General features: G+C 66.4%; 18 protein-coding genes. 12 read left to right on the top strand and 6 right to left on the bottom strand.

Annotated elements, in window-relative coordinates; all coding sequences use genetic code 11:
* Positions 1–100: 100 nt before the first annotated feature.
* The 10 genes from H2Q94_RS00375 to H2Q94_RS00420 all read left to right on the top strand — a co-directional run bounded on the left by H2Q94_RS00375 (position 101) and on the right by H2Q94_RS00420 (position 9,769).
* Positions 101–391 carry a hypothetical protein gene (locus tag H2Q94_RS00375; RefSeq protein WP_243790768.1) on the top strand — a complete coding sequence of 97 codons (291 nt, stop codon included), beginning with the start codon at positions 101–103 and terminating at the stop codon, positions 389–391.
* 14 nt (positions 392–405) lie between these two features.
* Positions 406–2,193, top strand: a complete 1,788-nt coding sequence (locus tag H2Q94_RS00380) for a sodium/solute symporter (RefSeq protein WP_243790771.1) — start codon at positions 406–408, stop codon at positions 2,191–2,193.
* A 491-nt stretch (positions 2,194–2,684) separates the two neighbouring features.
* Entirely contained in the window at positions 2,685–3,035 is a 351-nt protein-coding gene (locus H2Q94_RS00385; RefSeq protein WP_397545400.1) for a DUF485 domain-containing protein, read from the top strand.
* 110 nt (positions 3,036–3,145) lie between these two features.
* Positions 3,146–4,678 (top strand): solute symporter family protein, encoded by a 1,533-nt coding sequence (locus tag H2Q94_RS00390; RefSeq protein WP_243796025.1) that lies wholly within the window; start codon positions 3,146–3,148, stop codon positions 4,676–4,678.
* Positions 4,679–5,044: 366 nt separating this feature from the next.
* Complete coding sequence (locus tag H2Q94_RS00395) at positions 5,045–5,386, top strand: rhodanese-like domain-containing protein (protein WP_243796026.1); 342 nt, start codon at positions 5,045–5,047, stop codon at positions 5,384–5,386.
* A 53-nt stretch (positions 5,387–5,439) separates the two neighbouring features.
* Positions 5,440–6,315: a DUF4328 domain-containing protein gene (locus H2Q94_RS00400; RefSeq protein ID WP_243790773.1), complete on the top strand. Its 876-nt coding sequence runs from the start codon at positions 5,440–5,442 to the stop codon at positions 6,313–6,315.
* A 172-nt stretch (positions 6,316–6,487) separates the two neighbouring features.
* Positions 6,488–7,312 carry a glycerophosphodiester phosphodiesterase family protein gene (locus H2Q94_RS00405; RefSeq protein WP_243790775.1) on the top strand — a complete coding sequence of 275 codons (825 nt, stop codon included), beginning with the start codon at positions 6,488–6,490 and terminating at the stop codon, positions 7,310–7,312.
* Positions 7,313–7,583: 271 nt separating this feature from the next.
* Positions 7,584–8,531 (top strand): DUF5926 family protein, encoded by a 948-nt coding sequence (locus H2Q94_RS00410; RefSeq protein WP_243790778.1) that lies wholly within the window; start codon positions 7,584–7,586, stop codon positions 8,529–8,531.
* A 234-nt stretch (positions 8,532–8,765) separates the two neighbouring features.
* Positions 8,766–9,263 (top strand): SigE family RNA polymerase sigma factor, encoded by a 498-nt coding sequence (locus tag H2Q94_RS00415; RefSeq protein WP_243790781.1) that lies wholly within the window; start codon positions 8,766–8,768, stop codon positions 9,261–9,263.
* On the top strand, positions 9,263–9,769 hold the full coding sequence (locus H2Q94_RS00420; RefSeq protein ID WP_243790783.1) for a hypothetical protein: 507 nt from the start codon (positions 9,263–9,265) through the stop codon (positions 9,767–9,769). The genes H2Q94_RS00415 and H2Q94_RS00420 overlap by 1 nt, the downstream gene beginning before the upstream one ends.
* A 68-nt stretch (positions 9,770–9,837) precedes the next feature.
* On the opposite strand, the gene H2Q94_RS00425 is transcribed toward H2Q94_RS00420, so the two are convergent.
* Complete coding sequence (locus H2Q94_RS00425; protein ID WP_243790786.1) at positions 9,838–10,398, bottom strand: ferritin; 561 nt, start codon at positions 10,396–10,398, stop codon at positions 9,838–9,840.
* A 119-nt stretch (positions 10,399–10,517) separates the two neighbouring features.
* Positions 10,518–11,216, bottom strand: a complete 699-nt coding sequence (locus tag H2Q94_RS00430) for a hypothetical protein (protein ID WP_243790788.1) — start codon at positions 11,214–11,216, stop codon at positions 10,518–10,520.
* A 278-nt stretch (positions 11,217–11,494) separates the two neighbouring features.
* Between H2Q94_RS00430 and H2Q94_RS00435 the strand changes: the two genes are divergently transcribed.
* Both H2Q94_RS00435 and H2Q94_RS00440 read left to right on the top strand, forming a co-directional pair.
* On the top strand, positions 11,495–14,221 hold the full coding sequence (locus tag H2Q94_RS00435) for an SNF2-related protein (protein WP_243790790.1): 2,727 nt from the start codon (positions 11,495–11,497) through the stop codon (positions 14,219–14,221).
* A complete protein-coding gene (locus tag H2Q94_RS00440; RefSeq protein WP_243790792.1) occupies positions 14,218–18,915 on the top strand; it encodes an Eco57I restriction-modification methylase domain-containing protein in 4,698 nt (1,565 codons plus the stop codon). The genes H2Q94_RS00435 and H2Q94_RS00440 overlap by 4 nt, the downstream gene beginning before the upstream one ends.
* A 35-nt stretch (positions 18,916–18,950) precedes the next feature.
* On the opposite strand, the gene H2Q94_RS00445 is transcribed toward H2Q94_RS00440, so the two are convergent.
* From H2Q94_RS00445 to H2Q94_RS00460, 4 genes are all read right to left on the bottom strand, one after another.
* Complete coding sequence (locus tag H2Q94_RS00445; RefSeq protein WP_243790794.1) at positions 18,951–19,790, bottom strand: phosphoribosyltransferase; 840 nt, start codon at positions 19,788–19,790, stop codon at positions 18,951–18,953.
* Entirely contained in the window at positions 19,768–20,727 is a 960-nt protein-coding gene (locus tag H2Q94_RS00450) for a DNA-processing protein DprA (RefSeq protein WP_243796027.1), read from the bottom strand. The genes H2Q94_RS00445 and H2Q94_RS00450 overlap by 23 nt, the downstream gene beginning before the upstream one ends.
* Before the next feature lie 111 nt (positions 20,728–20,838).
* On the bottom strand, positions 20,839–21,042 hold the full coding sequence (locus tag H2Q94_RS00455; RefSeq protein ID WP_243790796.1) for a DUF397 domain-containing protein: 204 nt from the start codon (positions 21,040–21,042) through the stop codon (positions 20,839–20,841).
* A 20-nt stretch (positions 21,043–21,062) separates the two neighbouring features.
* Positions 21,063–21,923 carry a helix-turn-helix domain-containing protein gene (locus tag H2Q94_RS00460; RefSeq protein ID WP_243790798.1) on the bottom strand — a complete coding sequence of 287 codons (861 nt, stop codon included), beginning with the start codon at positions 21,921–21,923 and terminating at the stop codon, positions 21,063–21,065.
* Positions 21,924–21,941: the final 18 nt, after the last annotated feature.

Here is a 21,941-nt window from a genome sequence, read left to right on the forward strand (position 1 = left end):
GCCGGAGCAGCCGACGAGCGCACCCGGGGGGCGCCGTCCTCGTCGGCAACGGGTGGTTCTGTCCGATCGGCGCCACGGAGCGCCCGTACCCCGTACGATCATGGAACTGGAGGAGCAGACCAGCGTCGGTGAGGTGCTGGTCCGTTATCTGGTGCGCGCCCAGCTGCGGAGCGCGCTGCTGATGACGGGACTGCTCGGGGCAGGCCTGTTCGGGCTGCCGCTGCTGTTCTACGTGCTGCCGTCGCTGGGAGACATGGTGATCGCCGGAATCCGGTTACCTTGGCTGGTGCTCGGGGTGTTGCCGTACCCGTTCATGGCGTTGCTCGGTTTCTGGTATTCGCGGGCCGCGGCTCGGCATGAGCGCGACTTCCTGCACATGATCGAGCGGTAGCGGAGGGTTCGGCGGTGCCGGAGGTCTCCGTTATCTGGACGTTGGGCGGAATCGCCGTCGTGGTGCTGGCGACGTTCGCCATCGGTGCTTGGGGTTCGAGCCACGCGCGCGCCACTTCGGACCTGCACCGCGCACGGCGGCTGGTCCGCGAGGAGCGCAACGCCGCGGCCATCTCGGGCGAGTACCTGTCGGCGGCGTCGTTCCTGGGCGTGGCCGGGCTGATCCTCAAGGACGGTTCGAGCGCGCTGTGGTATCCGATCGGGTTCGCTTCCGGGTATCTGGCGGTCATGTTGTTCATCGCGGCGCCGCTGCGCCGTTCCGGGGCCTACACGGTGCCCGATTTCGCCGTGGTGCGGCTGGATTCGCCGTGGCTGCGCTGGTTCACCACCGCGTTCGTCGTGGTGATCGGCTGGTTGTACCTGGTGCCGCAGTTCCAGGCGGCCGGGCTGACGTTCGCCGTGATCGCCGAGGTGCCCGCCTGGGCGGGGGCGGTGGCGCTGCTGCCGGTGGTGCTGGCCAGCGTGTTCAGCGGCGGCATGCGCGCGGTGACGCTGGTCCAGGCGTTCCAGTACTGGCTGAAGCTGTTCGCGATCACGTTCCCGGCGTTCGTCCTGTTCGCGGTGTTCCTGCTGGGCGGTTCGGCGCAGGAGCGGCTCAACGCGCCCGGACCGGTCTTCGAGCGCGACACGAGCGTGGAAGTCGAGACCTCGGTGACGTTGCAGGTGACCGAGCCGACGTGGCTTCGGGTCACCGGGACGCGGGATTCGCCGCCGGATCCGCTGAAGACGAGCGGGACGGCCGACGTGTGGGTGAAGCCCGGCGACTACGAGGTGGACGCGGGCAGCGCGCTGTCGTTCCCCGCCGGTGCCGCGGTGCCGGTGGTGGCCGGTGCGGAGGCGGACAACGGTTCGTGGATGCATCCCGGCAGCGATGATTCGGCGTCGCTGGCCGGTACGTACTCGCTGATCCTCGCGACCTTCCTCGGCACGATGGGGTTGCCGCACGTGCTGGTCCGCTTCTACTCGAACCCGAGCGGGCACGGTGCGCGGCGCACGGCGCTGTTCGTGCTGATCCTGCTGGGCACCTTCTACCTGTTCCCGACGGTGCTGGGCCTGCTGTCCCGGCTCTTCACGCCGAAGTTGCTGGCCACGGGCGAGACGGACGCGGCAGTGCTGCTGTTGCCGCACGCGATGCTCGACAACTGGCTGGGCGCGCTGCTGGCGGCGTTGACGGCGGCGGGCGCGTTCGCGGCGTTCGTGTCGACCTCCTCCGGCCTGGTGGTGAGCGTCGCCGGGGTGGTGTCGTCGAACTTTCAGCGGGTCAAGAACTGGCAGCTGCCCGTTTTGCTGCTGCTCACCGCGGTGGTGCCGATGGGTTTGGCGCTGCTGGTGTCCGATCAGGACCTGGCGCGCAGCGTCGGGCTGGCGTTCGCGATGGCGGCGTCCACGTTCTGCCCGCTGCTGGTGCTGGGCGTGTGGTGGCGGCGGTTGACGGCGTTCGGCGCCGCGGCGGGCTTGCTGGCCGGTGGCGGCCTGGTGCTGGCGGCGTTGGCGGTGAGCGTGGTGCGGCCGGACGCGGGCGGCTTGTTCGGGGAGCTGGTCCGCCAGCCCGCGTTGGTGAGCGTGCCCGTTGCGTTCGCGGCGATGGTGCTGGTCAGCTTGGGAACGCGGCGGCAGGTTCCGGAGGGAGTGTCGCGGATGATGCTGCGGATGCACGCGCCGGATCGGCTGGGGTTCCAGGACGATCCGCGTACCCGCAAGCCGATGCCGGCCAAGGAATCCGGCGGTCGCCACCGCCGTTGATCCGTTCGGTGCGCCGGTGGACACCCGTTCACCGCGCTCCCCGCATCTCCCCGCCCCCCTTGTGGGGGACGGCATTGGGGGAGAGTTCGCCTGCGCTGCAGTTCAACGGCGATGCACGTAGCGTCACTGAGCAATTTCGCGAGAACTTCGACCGAGTTGTCCACCGGCGCGACCGCCCTGGGAAATGTTGTTCTCGCGCAGCCGATTCGACCGGACGGTCCGGACTAACCGGGCGAACGGACCAAGCCTCGAGAAAACCTCGTGATCTCCTGACCTGCTTGGGGGAAGCCAGATGAAGATCCGAGTGACAGAGGTCACGGTGCGTGGCAGGCTCTAGTACCTGCGGCTGATCTGAACACCCAGCGGATTGATATCAATCCACTTTCGGGTCTTTTCAGATTCGGACGAACTACGTAGCGTTCGCGCGGCGATTAGAGACAGAGGTCACACGGCGCCGGTGAGTGCGGCCTCTCCGACTCAGGAGGACAACCGTGAGCTCCACGGGTCAGAGCGATCCCAGTTCCGGCATCGATGCCGAAACCTGGGCCGCTGCCCAGAACAGCCCCGAATTCGCGACGCTGCGCCAACGACTGCGCAAGTTCGTCTTCCCGGTATCGGCGATCTTCCTCGTCTGGTACCTGGTCTACGTCCTGCTCGCCGACTACGCCCACGGATTCATGAGCATCAAGCTCGTCGGCAACATCAACGTCGGGCTGGTGCTCGGGCTGCTGCAGTTCGTCTCCACCTTCCTCATCACGACCCTCTACGTCCGGTACGCCAACAAGAACCTGGACCCGGTCGCCGAGCAGATCCGCGAACGCGTTGAAGGAGAGCAGCGGTGATCAGCAGATTCCAACCCGTGCTCGCCCATCCCCACCTGGCTCAGGCGCCCGATCCCGCGGCGAACCGATGGCTCAACATCGGCATCTTCGGGCTGTTCGTCCTGGTCACCATGGTGGTCGTGTTCCGCGCCAGCCGGAATACGAAGACCGCCTCGGACTACTACGCGGCGGGCCGCGCGTTCAGCGGGCCGCAGAACGGCATCGCGATCTCCGGCGACTACCTGTCGGCCGCGTCGTTCCTCGGCATCGCCGGAGCGATCGCGGTGTACGGCTACGACGGGTTCCTCTACTCGATCGGGTTCCTGGTCGCGTGGCTGGTGGCGTTGCTGCTGGTCGCGGAGCTGTTGCGGAACACCGGCCGCTACACGATGGCCGACGTGCTGAGCTTCCGGATGCGGGAACGCCCGGTGCGCACCGCGGCCTCGCTGTCCACGCTGGCGGTGTCGTTCTTCTACCTGCTCGCCCAGATGGCCGGTGCCGGTGGCCTGATCGCGCTGCTGCTGGGCATCGAGAACAAGGCGCAACAGGGGATCGTGATCGCCGTGGTCGGCGCGCTGATGATCCTGTACGTGCTGGTCGGCGGCATGAAGGGCACCACGTGGGTGCAGATCATCAAGGCCGCGCTGCTGATCGCGGGCGCGTTCGTGATGACCGTGTGGGTGCTCGCGAAGTTCGGGTTCAACCTGTCCGGCCTGCTCGGGTCGGCGGTGGAACGGGCCGGTGCCGGCGGCGACGCGCTGCTCAACCCCGGTGCGCAGTACGGCGAGTCCAACGCGAGCAGGCTCGACTTCCTGTCGCTGGGCATCGCGCTGGTGCTGGGCACCGCCGGACTGCCGCACGTGCTGATGCGCTTCTACACGGTGCCCACCGCGAAGGAAGCGCGACGTTCGGTGGTCTGGTCGATCTGGCTGATCGGCATGTTCTACCTGTTCACGCTGGTGCTCGGATACGGCGCGGGAGCCATGGTCGGGCCGGAGGCGATCAAGGACGCGCCGGGCGGGGTGAACTCCGCTGCGCCGCTGCTGGCGTTGGAGCTGGGCGGGCCGCTGCTGCTCGGGTTCATCTCGGCGGTCGCGTTCGCCACCATCCTCGCCGTCGTCGCGGGACTGACGATCACCGCTTCGGCCTCGTTCGCGCACGACATCTACGCGAACGTGATCAAGAAGGGGAAGGTCGACGACAAGCAGCAGGAGGTGAAGGTCGCCCGGATCACCGCGGTGGTGATCGGCATCGTGTCGATCCTCGGCGGGATCGCGGCGAACGGCCAGAACGTGGCGTTCCTGGTGGCGCTGGCGTTCGCGGTGGCGGCCTCGGCGAACCTGCCGACGTTGCTGTACTCGCTGTTCTGGAAGCGGTTCAACACTTCCGGGGCGCTGTGGAGCATCTACGGCGGGCTCACCGTGACCATCGTGCTGATCGTGTTCTCGCCCGCGGTCAGCGGCGGTGAGGAGGCGATGTTCCCGTCGCTGGACTTCGCGTGGTTCCCGTTGAAGAACCCCGGTCTGGTCTCGATTCCGCTGTCCTTCCTGCTCGGCTACCTCGGCACGATCCTGAGCAAGGAGCCGCACAACGCCGAGAAGTTCGCCGAGATGGAGGTCCGCTCCCTCACCGGCGCCGGAGCGGAGAAGGCCACCGAGCACTGATCCCCCGGAGTGAACGGACCGTTCGTCCAACGGGATGGGACGAACGGTCCGTTCACCCACTCCCGATCGGCATGGCCGCCGGGCGCCCCGGGCGCTCGCCGGCCGGTCGGTGCCGCTCGGGTTCCCCGAGTGAACGGACCGTTCGTCCAAGCTGATTGGACGAACGGTCCGTTCACTTCTTCCGAGCCGAGCCGAGCCGAGCCGAGCCGAGCCGGGGCGTGCCGGTGCCGGCTCTGGGCTTCGGTTGTGAGTGAACGGACCGTTCGTCCAACCGGTTCGGACGAACGGTCCGTTCACTGCGCCCGCGGCCGACACCTCACGACAGGCCCACGGCGGGCGTGGCAGCATCGAGGCGTGACTACCCCGATGCAAGTACCCGGCGTGCCGCCGGAGGAGCTGCCCGCCGAGCTGCCCACCGCGAACTTCGCGCTGCTGGACGTCCGCGAGAACGACGAGTGGGCCGCGGGCCACGCCCCGGGCGCGCTGCACATCCCGATGAACGAGGTCCCGCAGCGGCTCGACGAGCTCCCGGAGGCCGATCAGGTTTACGTCGTGTGCCGCTCCGGCGGCCGCTCCGCACGGGTGACGGCGTACCTGAACGCGAACGGCTGGGACGCCGTCAACGTGGAGCGCGGCATGAACGGTTGGTCCGCCTCGGGCCGTCCCGTGGTGTCCGACGAGCCCGGCGCCGAGCCGTTCGTGCTGTGACGACACCGCCACCGGATCGCCGGCCGCCGGAGTCGACCTTGCGGGTGGAGTGGGTGGCCACTCCACCGGGAGGCCTGCGTCCAGGTCGCCGCCCGCGCCCTGCGGAGCGCTACACCGGGCCGCCGTCGTATCCGGGGGTGCCGAGGTGGGGCTTCCCGCTGCTGGGCTGGCGTTGGCCGCTGGCGTTGCCGACGCGTCCGCAGATCGATCCGGTGCAGCGGGTGACTTGGCTGTCCGGGATGGCGTGGTCGGCGTTGTGGTTGATGGCCGCCGTGTCGGGCATCGCGGCGGTGGGCGAGGCGTGGCGGTACGTCCTGCTGCTGATGAGCCGGGGTTCGGCGCTGTCGAAGCTGGCGCTGGACCTGTCGGACACGCTGGTGGTGACGGCGGGCGTGCTGAGCTGGCTGCTCGGCGTGACCAGTGGCGTGTTCGCGGTGCTGTGGTTGTTGTGGGCGCGCAAGGCTTCGGCGCGGCGGCTGGAGGTGTCGCCGCGTCGCCCGGAGTGGCAGGTCGTGGCGGGCGTGCTGGTGCCGGGCGTGAACCTGGTGGCGCCGGGCACGGCGCTGGCGGAGCTGGAGCACGGGGTGCTGGCCACGGCGGGTGATCGCAGGCTGGAGTCCCGGCCGCGCCCGTCGCGGCTGGTGGGCGCCTGGTGGATCGCGTGGGCGGTGAGCCTGGTACTCGGCTTGGCCGCGTTCCTGTGGCGGTTCCGCGACGGTGTGCAGGCGATGGCGGACGGCGTGGTGCTGCACTTCTGGACGGATGTGGCGGCGGTGGTGTGCGCGGTGCTCACCATGCGCGTGATCAACTACTTGACGAGCCTGATCGTGCCGCTGGATCCGACTCTGCTGCTGCGCCACCGGGTACTCGGGGTCAAGGACGCTCCGAAACCGGTCCGCCCGGACCGCCCGTCCACCGCACCTCGCTGATTCCTCGAACAGCGACACGCGCCCGACGCCCGCTGAGGTGACCGCCTCCTTCGTCCACTCCCGCGTTGGGTCCACCGGGGACCGGTTCACCGATGCGAGTGGGCGAACGGGGCGTTCGCCTGGTGGCCACGTGGGTTCATCCGGTGGTTCTGCGGCCGGGATAATGCGCGATATGGGTGTTCCGGAGGTCGTGGCGCATCGTGGGGCGTCGGCGGAACGCGCTGAGCACACCCTCGGCGCCTACCAGGTCGCGCTGGATCAGGGCGCCGACGCGTTGGAGTGCGATGTGCGCGTGACGCGCGACGGGCACTTGGTGTGCGTGCACGATCGCCGCGTGGACCGCACGTCCACCGGCCGGGGTGTCGTGAGCGAGTTGACGTTGGGCGCGCTGTCCCGCTTCGACTTCGCGCATTGGCACCACGAGCTGCCGGATTCCGCGGACGACCTGGTCTTCGAGCCGCGGGCGAGCCCGATGGGCGGCGTGTCGCAGCGCCGCATCCTCACCTTCGACGAGCTGCTGGGCTTGGTGCGGGCGCAGTCGCGTCCGGTGCGGTTGTTCGCGGAGACGAAGCATCCGGTGCGGTACGGGGGCCTGGTGGAGGCGAAGTTGACGGCCGCGCTGGCCAGGCACGGGGTGTCGGCGCCCGCGTACAAGGACGATTCGCCGGTGGTGATGATGTCGTTCTCGTCGTCGGCGGTGCGCCGGTTCCGGGCGAATGCGCCGGGGGTGCCGACGGTGTTGTTGTTCGACCATTCGTCGCGGGCGGCGCGAGCGGGGGAGTTGCCGCGCTGGGCGGATGTGGCGGGGCCGAGTATCCGGCTGCTGCAGCAGGACCCGGAGCTGGCGGCGAAGATGGCGGCGCGCGGCCGGGACACCTACTGCTGGACGGTGGACGCCGCGCGGGACGTGGAGTTGTGCCGCCGCGCCGGGGTGCGGTTCGTGGCGACGAATCGGCCGGGTGCGACGCGGGCGAGGTTGTCGGGCTTTCACGGTTAGGCGTGCGGGTGTGATCCGTCTTGTCGGCGGCGAAGCCGACGAGTGACCACCAGAGCACGACGTCCACCGGCGGGTTCTCGGCGATTCCCTCCCGAGGGCGGCTTTTTCCTCGTGGCTGCGCTGATCGGAAAATGGACCCAGCAGCGGGGAACCGCTGAGGTTCCGCGACCCGACGCACTACGCGGGTCATTCCGAGTTGACCCGGAAAGTCGGGTTCGGTGGCGGCTCGATAGCGTCGGTGGGTCCTGTCACATCAGCGAGGAGGCTTCGAGTGTCGAAGCGAACGGCCCCGTCCCAGCGCGCTGAGGGAGCTGTCGGCCCGAGGCAGCCTTGCCCGTGCGGTTCCGGGAAGCGCTACAAGGCGTGCCACGGCGCGGCGGGCGGCTCCGCCGACGTGATCGTGACCAGGCCTTTCGAGGGCCTGGCGGCGGAGGGCGATTTGGTCGCGCTGCGCGAGTTCGTGCCGTCGGCGACGGCGAAGCTGCCGCTGCGCGACGGCGGCGAGGTCACCGTCGCTTCGGTGTTGCCGATGGCGGCGGCAGCGGTGAAGCGCACCGACGAGCAGGCCTTCATCGGCCTCCAGGTGCAGACTCGTTCGGGTGATCTGAGCCGGGATTTGGCCCGCGCGATCGAGTGGGTGCAGCAGGCGGAGCCGGGCGAGTCGCTGCCGGTGGTCGGTCCGGAGCAGCCGCAGGACGGAGTGCCGACCCGGTTGCAGGACCTGATCGACCCGGACGCGGAGCTGGACGTGGTGCTGCACGAGGACTTCTCCTGGTGGCTGCCGGAGGGCACCGAGGCCACCGGTGACGTCGCGCTGTCGTTGGAGCGCGCGAACGCCGCGATCATGCCGACGGAGCGGCTGACCGCCGAAGGCGCGCGTTCGGCGTACTGGGTGGATCCGGGCGAGAAGGCGCATCTGCGGTGGGTGCGCCCGGAGCCGGAGGAGAAGTTGCTGGCCGCGCTGGCCCGGTTGTCGGCGCGCGGTGAGCTGGCGTTGGACGAGGACAGCAAGTTCGCGGGTTCGTTCCGCGCGCACGGCGTTTTGGTGCCGGTGTGGGACCTGGACCGGGACAAGCATCCTCGCGAGTGGAACGAACCGGCCGCGGCGCTGGGCGAGCGGTTGGCCGAGGCGTTGGAGTCGTTGGAGTCGACGCCGCTGGACGCCGCTGAGCGCCGTTCGCGCGACGGCCTGCGCGGCCGCCAGATCACGCTGCGCTGAGCCCGGCGGGCGCTCGCCGCTGCGGCGAGCGCCCGCGCTCAGGAACGGTTCCCGAAGGCTTCTTAGGCCATCAGGGTGAAAGTCGGCCGATCCGGCAACCGCTCGCCCCGCTGGGGCGTGTCCTTCCACAGCAACAGGTCGTGGAGGGGAGGCGGCGTGACCGCTCAATTGCCCGCCGTGCGCGCCGCTTCGGAAGCGTCGGTGGGTTGGTCACGCCCGGCGCGTCAAGGGGATATGGCGACGGAGGACGATTTCGCGGAGTTCGTGCGCGTCGCCCTGCCCGGGTTGATGCGCTACGGCCACGCGCTCACGGGCAATCCGCACGACGCGGCGGATCTGGTGCAGACCGTGCTGGAGAAGGTCGGCGCGCGCTGGTCGAAGATCAGTCAGCAGTGCGAGGAGCCGCGCGCCTACATCCGCAAGGCGATGGCGAACACGCACGTGAGCAAGTGGCGCCGCACTCGCCGGGAGACGTTGCTCGCGGAGTTCCCGGACGTGCCCGCGGTGGAGTCGCCGGACCGCTTGGAGAACGAGCCGTTGTGGCAGGCGTTGCGCGGTTTGCCGCCGAGGCAGCGCGCGGTGGTGGTGCTGCGCTACTACGAGGGTTTGTCGGAGGCGGAGATCGCCGAGACGCTCGGGGTCAGCGCGGGCACCGTGAAGAGTCAGGCCAGCAAGGCGTTGGCGTCGTTGCGCCGCAGGCTCGGCCCGGTGTTCGAGGGCGGTGGGGTGTGATGGGCGACCTCGACGACGAGCTGCACCGGATGTTCGCCGACGACCGGCTGGAGGTGCCGGTCCGCACCGGCGCCGAGTGGTCGCTGGTGGCGGGCGCGCGGCGGCGTCGCAAGCGGCAGACGACGGTGGCCGCGGTGGGCGGTGCGCTGGCGATGACGGTGCTGGTGGGCGGTGGCGCGGTGCTGATCGCGCGGCCCGCGCCGGAGGAGGTGCGGCCGGCGGTGCCGCCTGCGGTGAGCACGTCGGTGCGGGTCCCGGGCGATCCGTCGGTTCCGGACGTCACCGCGACGTTCGTCCCGAACGCGCCGGGGGAGCCTGGGCGCGGTTCGCCGGACTCGGACTTTCCGCCGCAGCAGGGCTCGGACCCGACCAGCGAGCGTCTGTCGATCTTGCGCACTTCAGCCCCGGACCCGACGTCCTCGGAACCGTCGGAGCCTTCGACCTCGGACCCGTCCTCCTCGGAACCGACGACCCCGAGCACCGAACCCTCCGACGGGCCGGACTGAGCCACCGCGACGTGCGACGGCCCCGGCGCTGCGTGCACCGGGGCCGTCGTTCGTGGTGGGAGCGGGTGTCAGAGCGCTCCGCCCGCGGCCGGGGGAGCGGTCGGGTCGGAACCTTCGTCGCCGACGGATTCGCGGGCGAGGAAGTTCTCCACGTCGAACAGGTTCCCGTTGGAGCGGTCCACGACGGCCAGCAGCGTCGACATCTGCGAGACCTCTTCGACCTGTTCCTTGAGGAACCACTGGAGGAACTGCTCGCCGAGGTAGTCGCCTTCGTCGCGGGCGGCCTTGGCGAGCGTCACGATCTCCTGCGTCACTTCGCGTTCCTGCTCCAGCGCGAGGGCGACGAGTTCGCGGGTCTCGGTGAAGTCGTTGCGGACCTCTTCGATGGACGGGATGGCGACCTTGATGTCGTTGTCCATCAGGTATTGCACGATCATCATGGCGTGGTTGCGCTCTTCGACCGACTGGCGGTAGAAGTGCGCGGCCAGTCGCGGCAGGTCCTCGTTGTCGAACCACACCGCGACCGCGAGGTACTGCTGCGAAGCGGTGAGCTCGTTGCGCACCTGGTCCTGCAGCAGCTGGTGGAATCGGGATTCGCGGGGCTGGATCTTCTTAGCGGTGGTGGTCATGACTCGAAGAATACGCTCCAATTGACACCTCGCAATTCATCAGGCAACCCTTGGGAATGTTCGCCGAACCTTCCTTAAGTTTACTTTGCCTTATTTTGGCAAGGCAATCCTTAGTGGATTCATCGCGATCTTGTGAAGGTGTGCTCGGCGCTTTCGCGGGGGTCGGAAGACCGCAGTCGCGCGATGATCGTCGCGGCGTCGTCCGTGCTGCCGTGAGCCGTCATGTAGCTGGTCGAACCGTCGATGACCAGCACGGATACCTCGCCGGTGCGGTCGTTCGGCTGTGCTCGCACCAGGCGCGAGTCCCACCGGCCGAGGATGCCGGGGTCGGCGTCGAGCGCCCCGGTCACCTCTCGCGCGGTGCGCCGCGCAGCGGATTCCCAAGCTCGGTCGGCGTGACGGCGCGCGATTTCCGCGACGTACTGAATGGTGCGGAATCGCAGTTCTGTGGGCGGTTCCACATCGCCCAAGCAATGCACCGTGAAATCGCTCCAGACGACGTGGTCGCAGCCGTACCGGTCTTCCTGGATCCGTGCGCTCACGAATCCGCAGCCCTCGATGCCGCAATTGCACCGCCACAGCACCGTGGTGCGCGGCTGCTCCGGCCACTCGGTCGGCAGCAGCGGGCTCGACCGCCCGAGCAGGGAGTCCGGGTCCCGCCCGACGCCCCTCAAGCCCAGCGTCCGCCCGAACAGGTCTTCCCCGTCAACGACGAACACGAGAGCAGGCCCGCTCCCGATCCCCATCTCGACCTGCTCCACCCGCAGCCCGAACTCGCTGTAGGCGGGCTCCTCCCGATGCGCGATGCCGAATCCCATGCCTCCAGGGTGGCAGCCGAATATCACGTATCCGACTGTTGATCACGGCCTGTGCGGGCCGGGATCGATGTTGAAACGTTCGGGCGACGTCCTGCGACGTAACGGGGCTACGGCCCGGGAGTCTCCGGCACGATGGATCAATGGAGGTTCGAATGATGGCTCATGCCGAGACGGACGGTTTCGCGCCTGGTTCGATCGTGGAGGTCAGGGACGAGCAGTGGTTGGTGAAGCAGGCGGAACACTTATCGTCGGGCGCTTCCTCGGTTCGCTGCACGGGAGTGTCGGAGCTGGTCCGGGATGCGGAGGCCACGTTCCTCACGGATCTGGACGAGGTCCGGCCGCTGGCTCCGGAGTCGGCGCAGTTGGTGCGTGATGATTCGCCGGAGTTCCGCCGCACTCGGCTGTGGCTGGAGGCGGTGCTGCGCAAGACCGCTGCACCGCTGCACGACGATCGGTTGCTGGTGTCGCACCGGATGTTGCTGGACGACTTGAACTATCAGCGCCAGGCGGTGTCGCAGGCGTTGTTGGGGGAGAACCTGCGCACTCGGATCCTGATCGCAGATGCGGTCGGTCTCGGAAAGACGCTCGAGATCGGGATGTTGCTGTCCGAACTGGCGCGCCGTGGCCGGGCGGAGCGGGTGCTGGTGGTGACGCCGCGGCATGTGCTGGAGCAGATGCAGCACGAACTGTGGACGCGGTTCGCGATTCCGCTGGTGCGGCTGGACACCGATGGTCTGCAGCGGGTGCGCAGGCAGTTGCCGTCGAGCCGGAATCCGTTCACGTTCTTCCGCAAGGTGATCGTGTCGGTGGACACGTTGAAGTCGGAGAAGTACCGGGCTCATTTGGAGAATCACCGCTGGGACGCGGTGGTGATCGACGAGTCGCACAACTTGACGAACTCGGGCACGTTGAACAACCGCCTGGCCCGGGTGCTGGCTCCGCGTACCGATGCGTTGATCTTGGCTTCGGCCACGCCGCACAACGGTAAGAAGGAGTCGTTCGCGGAGTTGATGAACCTGCTCGATCCGACGGCCATCAAGGATCCGGACGAGTACCGGGTCGAGGACATCGCGCACCTTTTCGTGCGGCGGCACCGGCATTCGGAGGAGGTCGCGGCGGAGGTCGGTGATGACTGGGCGGAGCGCCCGGATCCGAAGGTGCTGGCGGTGCGGGCGAATGCGGCGGAGGAGGCCGTGATCGCGGAGTTGTCCTCGACGTGGCTGTATCCGGAGTCGGGGCGGTCGCCGATGGAGGGCAGGGGCGAGCGCTTGTTCCCGTGGACGTTGGCGAAGGCGTTCTTGTCTTCGGCGTCGGCGTTGCGCGAGACCATCAGGAACCGCAACAGGAATCGCCCGCGGCCGGAAGCCGAAGCGTTGACGAGGCTGGATGCGCTGGCAGCTGAGGTGGAGCAGGAGGGGGAGTCGAAGTTCGCGGCGCTGGTGGACTATTTGCGCGAGATTGGTGTCGGACCTGGGAAGGACACCCGGGTGGTGCTGTTCAGCGAGCGGCTGGCGACGTTGAACCGGTTGTTGCGCGATCTGCCTGCCGCGCTGGGCATGCCGAAGTCGGCGTTCGACACGTTGCACGGCGGCCTGCCGGACGTTCAGCAGCAGCAGGTGGTGGAGCAGTTCAAGCTGGCCGATTCCCCGTTGCGGGTCTTGGTGGCCGGTGACGTGGCCAGTGAGGGCGTCAACTTGCACGCGCAGTGCCACCACTTGGTGCATGCGGACATCCCGTGGAGCTTGATCCGCATCGAGCAGCGCAACGGCCGCATCGACCGGTACGGCCAGCATCATCCGCCGCAGATCACGGCGTTGGCGTTGACCGCGTCGGATGAGCGTTTTTCCGGCGATGTGCGGGTGTTGACGCGGTTGCTGGACAAGGAGCACGCGGCGCACAAGGCGCTGGGCGATGCGGCTTCGCTGATGAGCAAGCACAGCGTGAAGGCGGAGGAGGACGAGGTCGCGAAGGTCCTGCTGGGGGATCAGGAGCTGGATCTCGCGATCCCGGACGTCGCCGTGGACGACCTCGACTTCTTCGAGCAGATTTTGGCGCGGGGTGACGAGAAGGCGCCGAGCGGCCCGGAGCTCGACGTGGGGCACCACTTGTTCGCGGAGGACGTGGAGTTCCTGCGGGAGGCGTTGCGGGAGATCTACTCGAATCCGGCGGATTCGGTCCGGCAGGGCGGTGTGGGCTGGGAGGAAGCGGAGGATTCGTCGTGGGTGCGGTTGACGCCGCCGCCGGATCTGGTGCGCAGGTTGCGCGCGTTGCCGCAGTCGTATTTGGCGGACCGCAAGGTGACGGAGCGCTTGTTGCTAGCGACGAATCGCAAGACGGGCCAGTGGTATTTGGACCGCGCGAAGGAGCGCAAGGAGTCGGGCACGTTGTGGCCGGAGGCGCATTTCCTGGGGCCGCTGCATCCGGTGCTGGATTGGGCGTGTGACCGCGCGCTGGCCCGGATCGGCCGGAATCAGGTTCCGCTGGTCGTGGGTGAGACGGAGCTGCCGACGGTGTTGGTGCAGGGCACGTTGACGAACGCCCGCGGCCAGGTGGTGAGCGCGACGAACTGGGCTTTCGGCTTCATCGATGAGAGTTCGGGGCCGATCGGCGAGTCGGATGCGCTGGATTTCTTGGAGCGGGCGGGTGTCCGTCATCGCGGGGTGAATCCGGGTTTTGATCTGGAGCCGCACGAGTGGCAGTGGCTGGTGCCGAAGGGTGTGGCGGCGATGCGGGCTCATTTGAAGCGGGTGGAGGACAAGCACAGCGACGTCCTGTTCGCCCCGGTGTGGCAGGCGGAGGGCGAGTTGGAGCTGTGGGAGTCGCAGCGCCGGAAGCGTGCCGAGAACAGGGAACCGCAGCAGCGCAAGAAGGAACTCGACCACATCGAGGACGTGGGCGAGGGTGTGCGCGTGTCGCTTAAGGGGTTGTGGTCGAGCGGCACGCCGGGTGTGCGGGTGCTGGCGGTCGTCGTTCCGCGTGAGCGGGCAGAGGAGGGGCAGCGTTGAGTTCGTTCGATTCGATCGTGGTGTCCGGTGAGTTCGTCTCGGAGCACTATCTGGTGGAGCAGTTCCCGGCGCGGGTGCGGACGTTGCGCAAGACGTGGGCGGAGCGCGAGGAGCTGAAGGTGGCGACGCCGCGCAGTGGTCTGCTGGCGGTGGCGGGTTCGGTGGTGTCGTCGTTGACGGCGGCGCGCGAGGGCCGTGCGGGCGAGTTACCGGAGCTGTATCGCAGGCTGCGGGTGGCGTTGGGTTTCGTTTCCGGTGGTGGCGCGTCGGACGGGGATGGCTCGGTCGATTCCGTGCCGGAGCCGGTGCGGGTGCAGCGGCGTGGCGCGGAGGTGGAGGTGCGGGCGGTGCCGGTGCGCACCGCGTCGGGCCTGCACTTGGTGGTGTTGGAGGCGGCGGACGCGGCGACGGTCGAGGACGTGCTGGATTGGCATCCGGATTCGGCGCGGGACGCGGAGGGCGCGGGCCGGTTGCTCGATCCCGCGTTGATCGACGGTAAGCCGGAGCACGGCACGGCGCGGGTGATTTCGGCGTTGTTCGCGGCGGAGGAGCGGCAGCGCCCGGATTGGGTGTTGGTGCAGGCCGGCGGCTGGTTGTTGCTGACGGAGCGGCAGCGGTGGCCGGAGGGGCGTTGGGTCGCGGTGGATGTGGCGACGGCCGCGGAGCGCCGCGATGCGAAGGTGGCCGGCGAGTTGGAGACGATCGCGGCGCTGGTCGGTTCGGATGCGCTGGTGCCGGGGCCGGATGGTTCGTGCGGCTGGGATGGCGTGCTGGACGAGTCGGTGAAGCACGCGGTGGGTGTGTCGAAGGACTTGCGTGAGGGTGTGCGCGAGTCGGTGGAGTTGGTGGCGAACGAGATCGTCGCCCGTCGCCGCCGCGCGGGTTTGAAGGTCGAAGAGGTGGCCGAGGGGCTGCCGAAGAACGCCGCGCTGCCGATGTTGTTGCAGCGCCAGGCGTTGCGGTTCCTGTACCGCATCTTGTTCTTGTTGTACGCGGAGGCACGCCCGGAGCTGGGCATTTTGCCGTCGCAGGCCCCGGAGTACGCCGACGGCTACGGCTTGGACCGGTTGCGGGATTTGGCGTTGGTGGAGCTCACGGATCCGCGTTCGCTGGAGGGCACCCACCTGTACGAGTCGTTGCACCGGTTGTTCCGCCTGGTCGACCAGGGCCACGAGCCGGGCGATGACGGAGCTGGGCTGCGCTTTGAGGCGTTGCGCGCGGATCTGTTCGCCGACGGCGCGATCAGCCTGATCGACGCACCGTCCGATGTGGACGAACGATGGGGGTCGGAGCGGCAGGTGATCCGCGGTGTCGGCTTGGGCAACGAGTGTTTGCAGCTGGTGCTGCGGAAGTTGTTGCTGTCGAAGCCGGGCAAGGGCCGGGACGCGGGTTTCGTGTCGTACGCGCAGCTGGGCATCAACCAGTTGGGCGCGGTGTACGAGGGCTTGATGTCCTACAGCGGGTTCTTGGCGACGGAGGACTTGTATGAGGTCGCGAAGGGCGGCGACCCGAGCAAGGGAACGTGGGTGGTCACCACGGATCAGGCGCGTGAACTGGAGGCGCTGGATTCGGGCGTGTTCGTGAAGGTGCGGAACCCGGAGACGGGTGAGCTGGTGAACCGCAGGCACGAGCGGGGTTCGTTCGTGTTCCGATTATCGGGCCGGGAGCGGCAGCGCAGCGCCTCGTACTACACGCCGGAGGTGTTGACGCGGTGCGTGGTGAAGCATTCGCTGGCGGAGCTGCTGGATCAGGACGACCAGCGGACCCCGGCGCGGCGGATCTTGGAGTTGACGGTGTGCGAGCCGGCGCTGGGGTCGGGCGCGTTCCTGATCGAGGCGGTGAACCAGCTCGCCGAGGAGTACTTGAAGCGGGCACAGCAGGAGGCCGGGGAGGAGATCCCGCCGGAGCAGTACGCGCTGGAGCTGCAGAAGGTGAAGGCGTATCTGAGCCTGCACCAGTGCTACGGCGTGGACTTGAACGCGACGGCGCGGGAGCTGGCGGAGGTGTCGCTGTGGCTGAACGCGATGCACTCCGGCCTGCGCGCCCCGTGGTTCGGCCTGCACCTGAAGCGCGGCAATTCGCTGATCGGCGCGCGGCGCGCGGTGTACGAGGTGCCGCCGGAGAAAACGTTCTCCTGGTTGAAGGAGGTCCCGGCGGACCTGGCGTTGAGCGGTGACGTGCCGCTGGGCGCGTTGGAGGCCCGCAAGGTGCACCACTTCCTGTTGCCGGCCCAAGGCTGGGGAGCGGTCGCCGACACGAGGGAAGCGAAGGAACTCGCCCCGGCCGAAACCCAGGAACTGAAGGACTGGCGCAAGAAGGTCCGCCGCTCACCGAGCAAGACGCAGCGGAAACGGCTGTACGCCTTAGCGGAGCGGGTCGAGGCGTTGTGGTCGCTGGCCGCGCAGCGGCTGGAGATCGCCGAGGAGAAGATCAGCCGCCAGGCCGACGTGTGGGGAGCAGCGGACCTGGCTCAACGCGGCAACGGCGTGACCCGTGAGCAGGTCGAACGGTTCCTCAACGACCAGAACAACTCCTACCGCCGCCTGCGGCTGGCGATGGACGCGTGGTGCGCGCTGTGGTTCTGGCCGGTCACGACCGACGTCGAGCCGCCGGATTGGGACGACTGGCTAGACGGCCTGGAAGCCGTCCTCGGAGTCGCCTACAAGGCGGAGAGCAAGAAGGACACCCCGCAGAGCAGCCTGTTCAGCACCCGCACCCAGTGGGCCGACCTCGACGACGCCGAACACGAACAACGCGTCTGGTTCCGCATGACGGAGATCAGCAAGGTCTTGGAAGCGCACAAGTGGCTGAAAACCTGCACGGAGATCGCAGAGCGTGAGGGCTTCTTCCACTGGGAACTCGACTTCGCAGGGATCTTCATGCACGGCGGGTTCGACTTGCAGGTGGGGAATCCGCCATGGGTTCAGCCGAAGTGGGATGATGACGCGATCCTGGCAGAAGCCGATCCGTGGTTCACTTTCAATGAACGAGCGGATGTCGACGTTAGGCGTGGCCGGAGGGAACGGGCAGTCAGTAGCGGATACGTAAGCGACTACCTCGATGAGCGGTCCTACAATGCGGGATTGAACTCATATCTGAATAGTGATGTCGACTGGCCATTGCTTTCTGGTCAAGCAGATCTATACAGATGTTTCATGGGGCAGACGTGGGCATTAATGAAAATATCCGGAATATCTGGTTTGGTGCATCCTGAAACGCACTTTACTGAGGTTCGAGCTGGGCGTTTGCGTGCGGCGACGTATCGACGTTTGCGGCGACATTGGCATTTTCGAAACGCCCTGCATCTCTTCGAGGAGATTGGTCATAAGGTAAATTTCGGAGTCTCCATCTATGGGAGAAGCGGGCCAGTTGATTTCCTGAATATGTCATCGGTGTATTCTCCGGAGACTGTGGAGAGGTCCGAGCTGCATGATGGATCTGGTGTAGAACCGGGAACTCATGACGATCTTGGGGATATCGACACCACTCCTCATCGTGGTCGAATTGTGAGGGTGGGAGTTTCTGTTTTGAAGGGTTGGTCCGGCCTTCTTGATGAGCCAGGAACTCCTCCCGAAGAGGCACGTATGGCTAGGTCTGTGAATGAAGCTAGCCAAGTTGTTCTCGATAAACTCGCTCGCGCGTCACGATTTGGCGATCTGGGGTTTAACTGGACGCGCGGCTGGGAGGAAGACGTTGATCGACGTGCGGGTTACTTTGTTCGAAAGTCTGAAGTGGTTGAAAAGATAGATGATCTGATTTTGCAAGGTCCGCATTTTACTGTCGCTACGCCGTTGGCTAAGCAGCCCAGGGAATCGATGCGGAGTGCGGGAGACTACGATGAGTGGGACTTGGAAGAAATTGAGGAGTGGTCGATTCCTCGGTCGAGCTACCAACGTTCTGTATCTTCGGATCAATACTTTGCGGAGTACCCCCATTGGGGTGGCGCTCCTTCTAGTGATTATTGGCGTCTAGCATGGAGGGCGATGGCCGATTCGTCGATGTCGCGAACCCTCCATGCAACACTGATTCCTCCTGGGCCAACGCACCTCTTTAGTGTTTTCGCGTTAAATGCTCCAATAAGGGATTTGGCTATTGCGGCAGGGTTGTGGGCATCGATCCCTCTGGATTTTCTCGTAAAAGTGAGCGGGAAGACAAACTTGAAAGTTGATGTCGTCTCTCGCTTGCCGCATCGGAGTGGATTTATTTTGGAGCAGGAGATGCTCCTTCGCTCGCTTCGGCTAAACTGTCTAACGCGATATTATGAACCGCTCTGGTGTGATCTGTTCGATGAGCAGTGGCGGCAAGATGAGTGGACTCACGATCTCACTAACCGGCCGGCGTTGGGGGATGTGGGTCCGGAGTGGGAGATGAGTACGCCGTTGCGGGTTGATTTTGATCGGCGGCAGGCGTTGGTGGAGATTGATGCGTTGGCGGCGATCATGTTGGAGATCACCGCTGAGGAGTTGTGCACGATTTACCGCACGCAGTTCGGGGTGTTGCGGAAGTATGAGAAGGCGATGCGGTTCGACGCCAATGGGCGGCAGGTGCCGAATGACGTGCTGAAGGACTACGAGAAGCGCGGGGCGCGGGCCGACCTCGGGCGGTACGAGCTGCCGTTCACCGGGGTGGATCGGGAGAAGGACATGACTCGGGCGCACGAGCGCTTCAGCCAGCGTCTCGCGGCCCGGTCCTGATTTCTTAACAACGAATTCACGGGATGGCCCGCTGTTCAGATCGAGTGGTTAAGAATTTCCAGATGACAATCGCTTGCTGTTGCAGGGCAGGAAAATAGGTTGTAATCTCGATGCGAAAGGTTGCTAGAAATGAATTCTGAGACGAGTTTTGTTTTCGGGTTGAGCCAGCGGGTCAAAGTAAGTACGGTGACAGCTTGTGCTCCATTCGATCGGAGAGATGCCGCAGTACTCTGCGCATTTCCTCCGGTTACCCAAGTGTCTTCCACGAGCAGCACATGATGACCGGAGAAGTCTGTGTCGAAAGATGGCAGCCACATCTCCGGAATGAGTTTCCTTGGCTTCTCTTGAAACCCTGGGCCGGTGACTAGGCGAAGTTCGGTCAAGTCGGCCGATTGGCCTGTCGCCTTGTGGTGAATTAGCAACTCGTTTATAGCTGGCTGCGCTATCGACCTGAGGTGGTCAGTTGATCCACGAGTCCGAGTGGAAGGGACGGTGGTCCACGCTGTAATTGGTCGCCCAACGATGCTTTGAATACAAGGCCAATGCATTACTAGGCCAATCTGGCACAGGAGTTTTAGTTGCTCAATTCCTGCTCTAGTGGCGGCCATGGTCTTGTAGCTGTACATCAGGTGGCCTGATTGAGTTCCATCGATGGCATAGGACAATGGAACTACAAGGTTGGCGATATTCGCGCCGATTTGACCTGCAATATCCCTAGTCTGTTTGCACTTGTAGCATATTGGATAGTGAGGCTCAACCGGCACTGTGCAAGTATTGCAAGTTAAGCCGTTCTTGCGCAGTGTGTTGCGTAGAAAACCTGCACCGGCTCTAGCTGCGAGCTCTGTGAAGTATTCAGTGGCGATGGTCCTGTTCACCTCGCATGGCCATGAACCTGCTCAGGAGGTCGTCGGTGGGGATTTTTGGGTGGAGCAGGTTTTCGGCCAGGTCCATGACTTCGCGGGTGCTGGTGGCGACGTGGACGCCGGGGCGGTCCACGAGTGCTTTCGCCCAGGTGTTGGTTTCGACGACCTTGTCGATGAGGATGACCGAGCGGCCGTGCTCCACGGCCCGCCGGGCTTGGATTCGGGCGCCGCTCTTTTCGCCTGCTTCGACGATGACGGTGGCTCGTCCGTAGCCGGACATGATGGCGTTGCGCATCGGGAAGTTCTGCGGTCGCGGCGGCGCGTCCGGCCAGAACTGGGAGAGCACCAAGCCGTCCTGGGCGATGCGTTCTTGCAGTTCGCGGTTCTCGGCTGGGTAGTGCCCGGTGATGCCGGTGCCGATGCAGGCGACTGTTCTGCCGCCCGCTTCGAGAGCGGCCGTGTGTGCGGCGGTGTCGATTCCCTTGGCTAGGCCGGAGACGACGGTGATGTCGCGCTGAGCCAGGTTCCGCGCGATGACGCCCGCAACCCGCCGCCCGTGTTCCGAAGCCGACCGGGATCCGACCACACAGATCCCCGGGTCCGCGGGCCGCAGCGTGCCGCGGGCGAACAACACCGGTGGCATCTCGTGCACCTCGCGGAGCTGCACCGGGTAAGCCTCGTCGAGGAAGGTCAGGAACTCGAAGTCGGCACCGCGCCACGCCGCCACGTCCGAGGCTGCCTGAGTCAGCGTCGCCGACTCCGCGCCGAACAGGTCACCGGGCACCAGCCTTTCCCACACGGCTCGGGCGCTGCCTTCGCCGCTGACCTCGGCGGTGAGTTCCGGCCAGGACAAGCCGTCCGGTCGTTCCCGCAGCAGCGCGACCAGGGCGGCCCGCTCGGCCTCGTCCCACACCGGTGCCGCCGACTCCGCCGCCGGGTCGTCGAACATCGTGCTCACCTCGTCACCCCCTGGCCGACAATCCGGATCCATCGTGTCATGACGTGCTGGCGACCACGGTCGCACGAACCACCGACAGCACCGCCAATCGAGAGCGACGCGTCAGTGGTCCGAGCGCAGGGTGGTGAGGAAGTTCGTCCAGTGCCGGCGGGGGAAGGTGAGGGTGCCGGCGGTGCGGTCCTTCGTGTCCCGCACCCTGACCACCTCGGTCGCCACGGCGACCTCGACGCAGTAAGAGTTGCTGCTGCTGCGGCTGGACTTACGCCAGCGGGCTTCGCTCAGTGCTCGAACGCGGGCAATGCTCATGTTTTCACTCTAGCTGTGCGCTAAAGCAGACCCGCCGATGATTTGATCAAGCGGAGGGAATCCTCCCTGCTCAGGCTGAGCTTGGCTGCTTCATGGAATGCGAGCTGGTACTCGCGGGCGGTCAAGCCGTCCATGATGAGCTGCGTCGAAGTAACGGACTCCTGCCACAGCAGGGTTGGCAGCCGTGCACTTGGGAACGTCATCAGGTGGAAGGTCGATGCCCCGAGCGCAGGATGGCCTCCGGCGTCGAACGGAATGATGTGCAGTTGTACGGATTCTGAGTGCTTGTCGATCACGTCGACGAGGTGATTCAGCTGGTCTCGCAGCACATCGACTCCGCCGACTGCTTGCTGGAGGACCGCTTCACTCATGATCGCGGTCAGGCGGAGCGGGTCATCGCCGCCGAGGCGGGAACGTCGAAGCATCCGGCTATGGACCCGGCGCTCGACCTCGGCCATGCGGAGATTTGCTTGCCCCGCTTCGATGATCGCTTGCGCGTAGGCCTCGGTCTGGAGCATGCCGTGCACGACTCCGCCTTCGTAGGAACAGATGCTCTCCGCGCCGTGCTCGAACCCGAAGAAGCGGAGCAGGTCTTCGCTGAACAGGGCTGAGTACTTCGTCCACCAGCCGCGTCCGGTGGCGTCCTCGCGTAGGGCGCGGAGTTCGTCGGCCTCGTCGTCGTTGAAGTCGTACGCCGCGATCATCTTGTCCAGCCGGTCGGCGGCGACGGTCTTCTTCCCGTGCTCCACATCCGAGAGGTACGCGGCGGCTGTGCCGATGCGCTCGGCTGCTTTGCCGCCGCTCAGCCCGGCTTCGGTTCGCTTCTCGCGCAAGCGAAGCCCCAGTGCCCACGCGGCGACGGTGGGCGAGGTCGGTGCCATGTCAGTACTCCCAGCGCT

The organism is Saccharopolyspora gloriosae (assembly GCF_022828475.1).
Lineage (GTDB): Bacteria > Actinomycetota > Actinomycetes > Mycobacteriales > Pseudonocardiaceae > Saccharopolyspora_C > Saccharopolyspora_C gloriosae_A.

Coding starts and splice junctions, on each gene's coding strand:
- H2Q94_RS00375 (WP_243790768.1), top strand. CDS start 101: ATGGAACTGGAGGAGCAGACCAGCGTCGGTGAGGTGCTGGTCCGTTAT.
- H2Q94_RS00390 (WP_243796025.1), top strand. CDS start 3,146: ATGGTGGTCGTGTTCCGCGCCAGCCGGAATACGAAGACCGCCTCGGAC.
- H2Q94_RS00395 (WP_243796026.1), top strand. CDS start 5,045: ATGCAAGTACCCGGCGTGCCGCCGGAGGAGCTGCCCGCCGAGCTGCCC.
- H2Q94_RS00405 (WP_243790775.1), top strand. CDS start 6,488: ATGGGTGTTCCGGAGGTCGTGGCGCATCGTGGGGCGTCGGCGGAACGC.
- H2Q94_RS00415 (WP_243790781.1), top strand. CDS start 8,766: ATGGCGACGGAGGACGATTTCGCGGAGTTCGTGCGCGTCGCCCTGCCC.
- H2Q94_RS00420 (WP_243790783.1), top strand. CDS start 9,263: ATGGGCGACCTCGACGACGAGCTGCACCGGATGTTCGCCGACGACCGG.
- H2Q94_RS00425 (WP_243790786.1), bottom strand. CDS start 10,398: ATGACCACCACCGCTAAGAAGATCCAGCCCCGCGAATCCCGATTCCAC.
- H2Q94_RS00430 (WP_243790788.1), bottom strand. CDS start 11,216: ATGGGATTCGGCATCGCGCATCGGGAGGAGCCCGCCTACAGCGAGTTC.
- H2Q94_RS00450 (WP_243796027.1), bottom strand. CDS start 20,727: ATGTTCGACGACCCGGCGGCGGAGTCGGCGGCACCGGTGTGGGACGAG.
- H2Q94_RS00455 (WP_243790796.1), bottom strand. CDS start 21,042: ATGAGCATTGCCCGCGTTCGAGCACTGAGCGAAGCCCGCTGGCGTAAG.
- H2Q94_RS00460 (WP_243790798.1), bottom strand. CDS start 21,923: ATGGCACCGACCTCGCCCACCGTCGCCGCGTGGGCACTGGGGCTTCGC.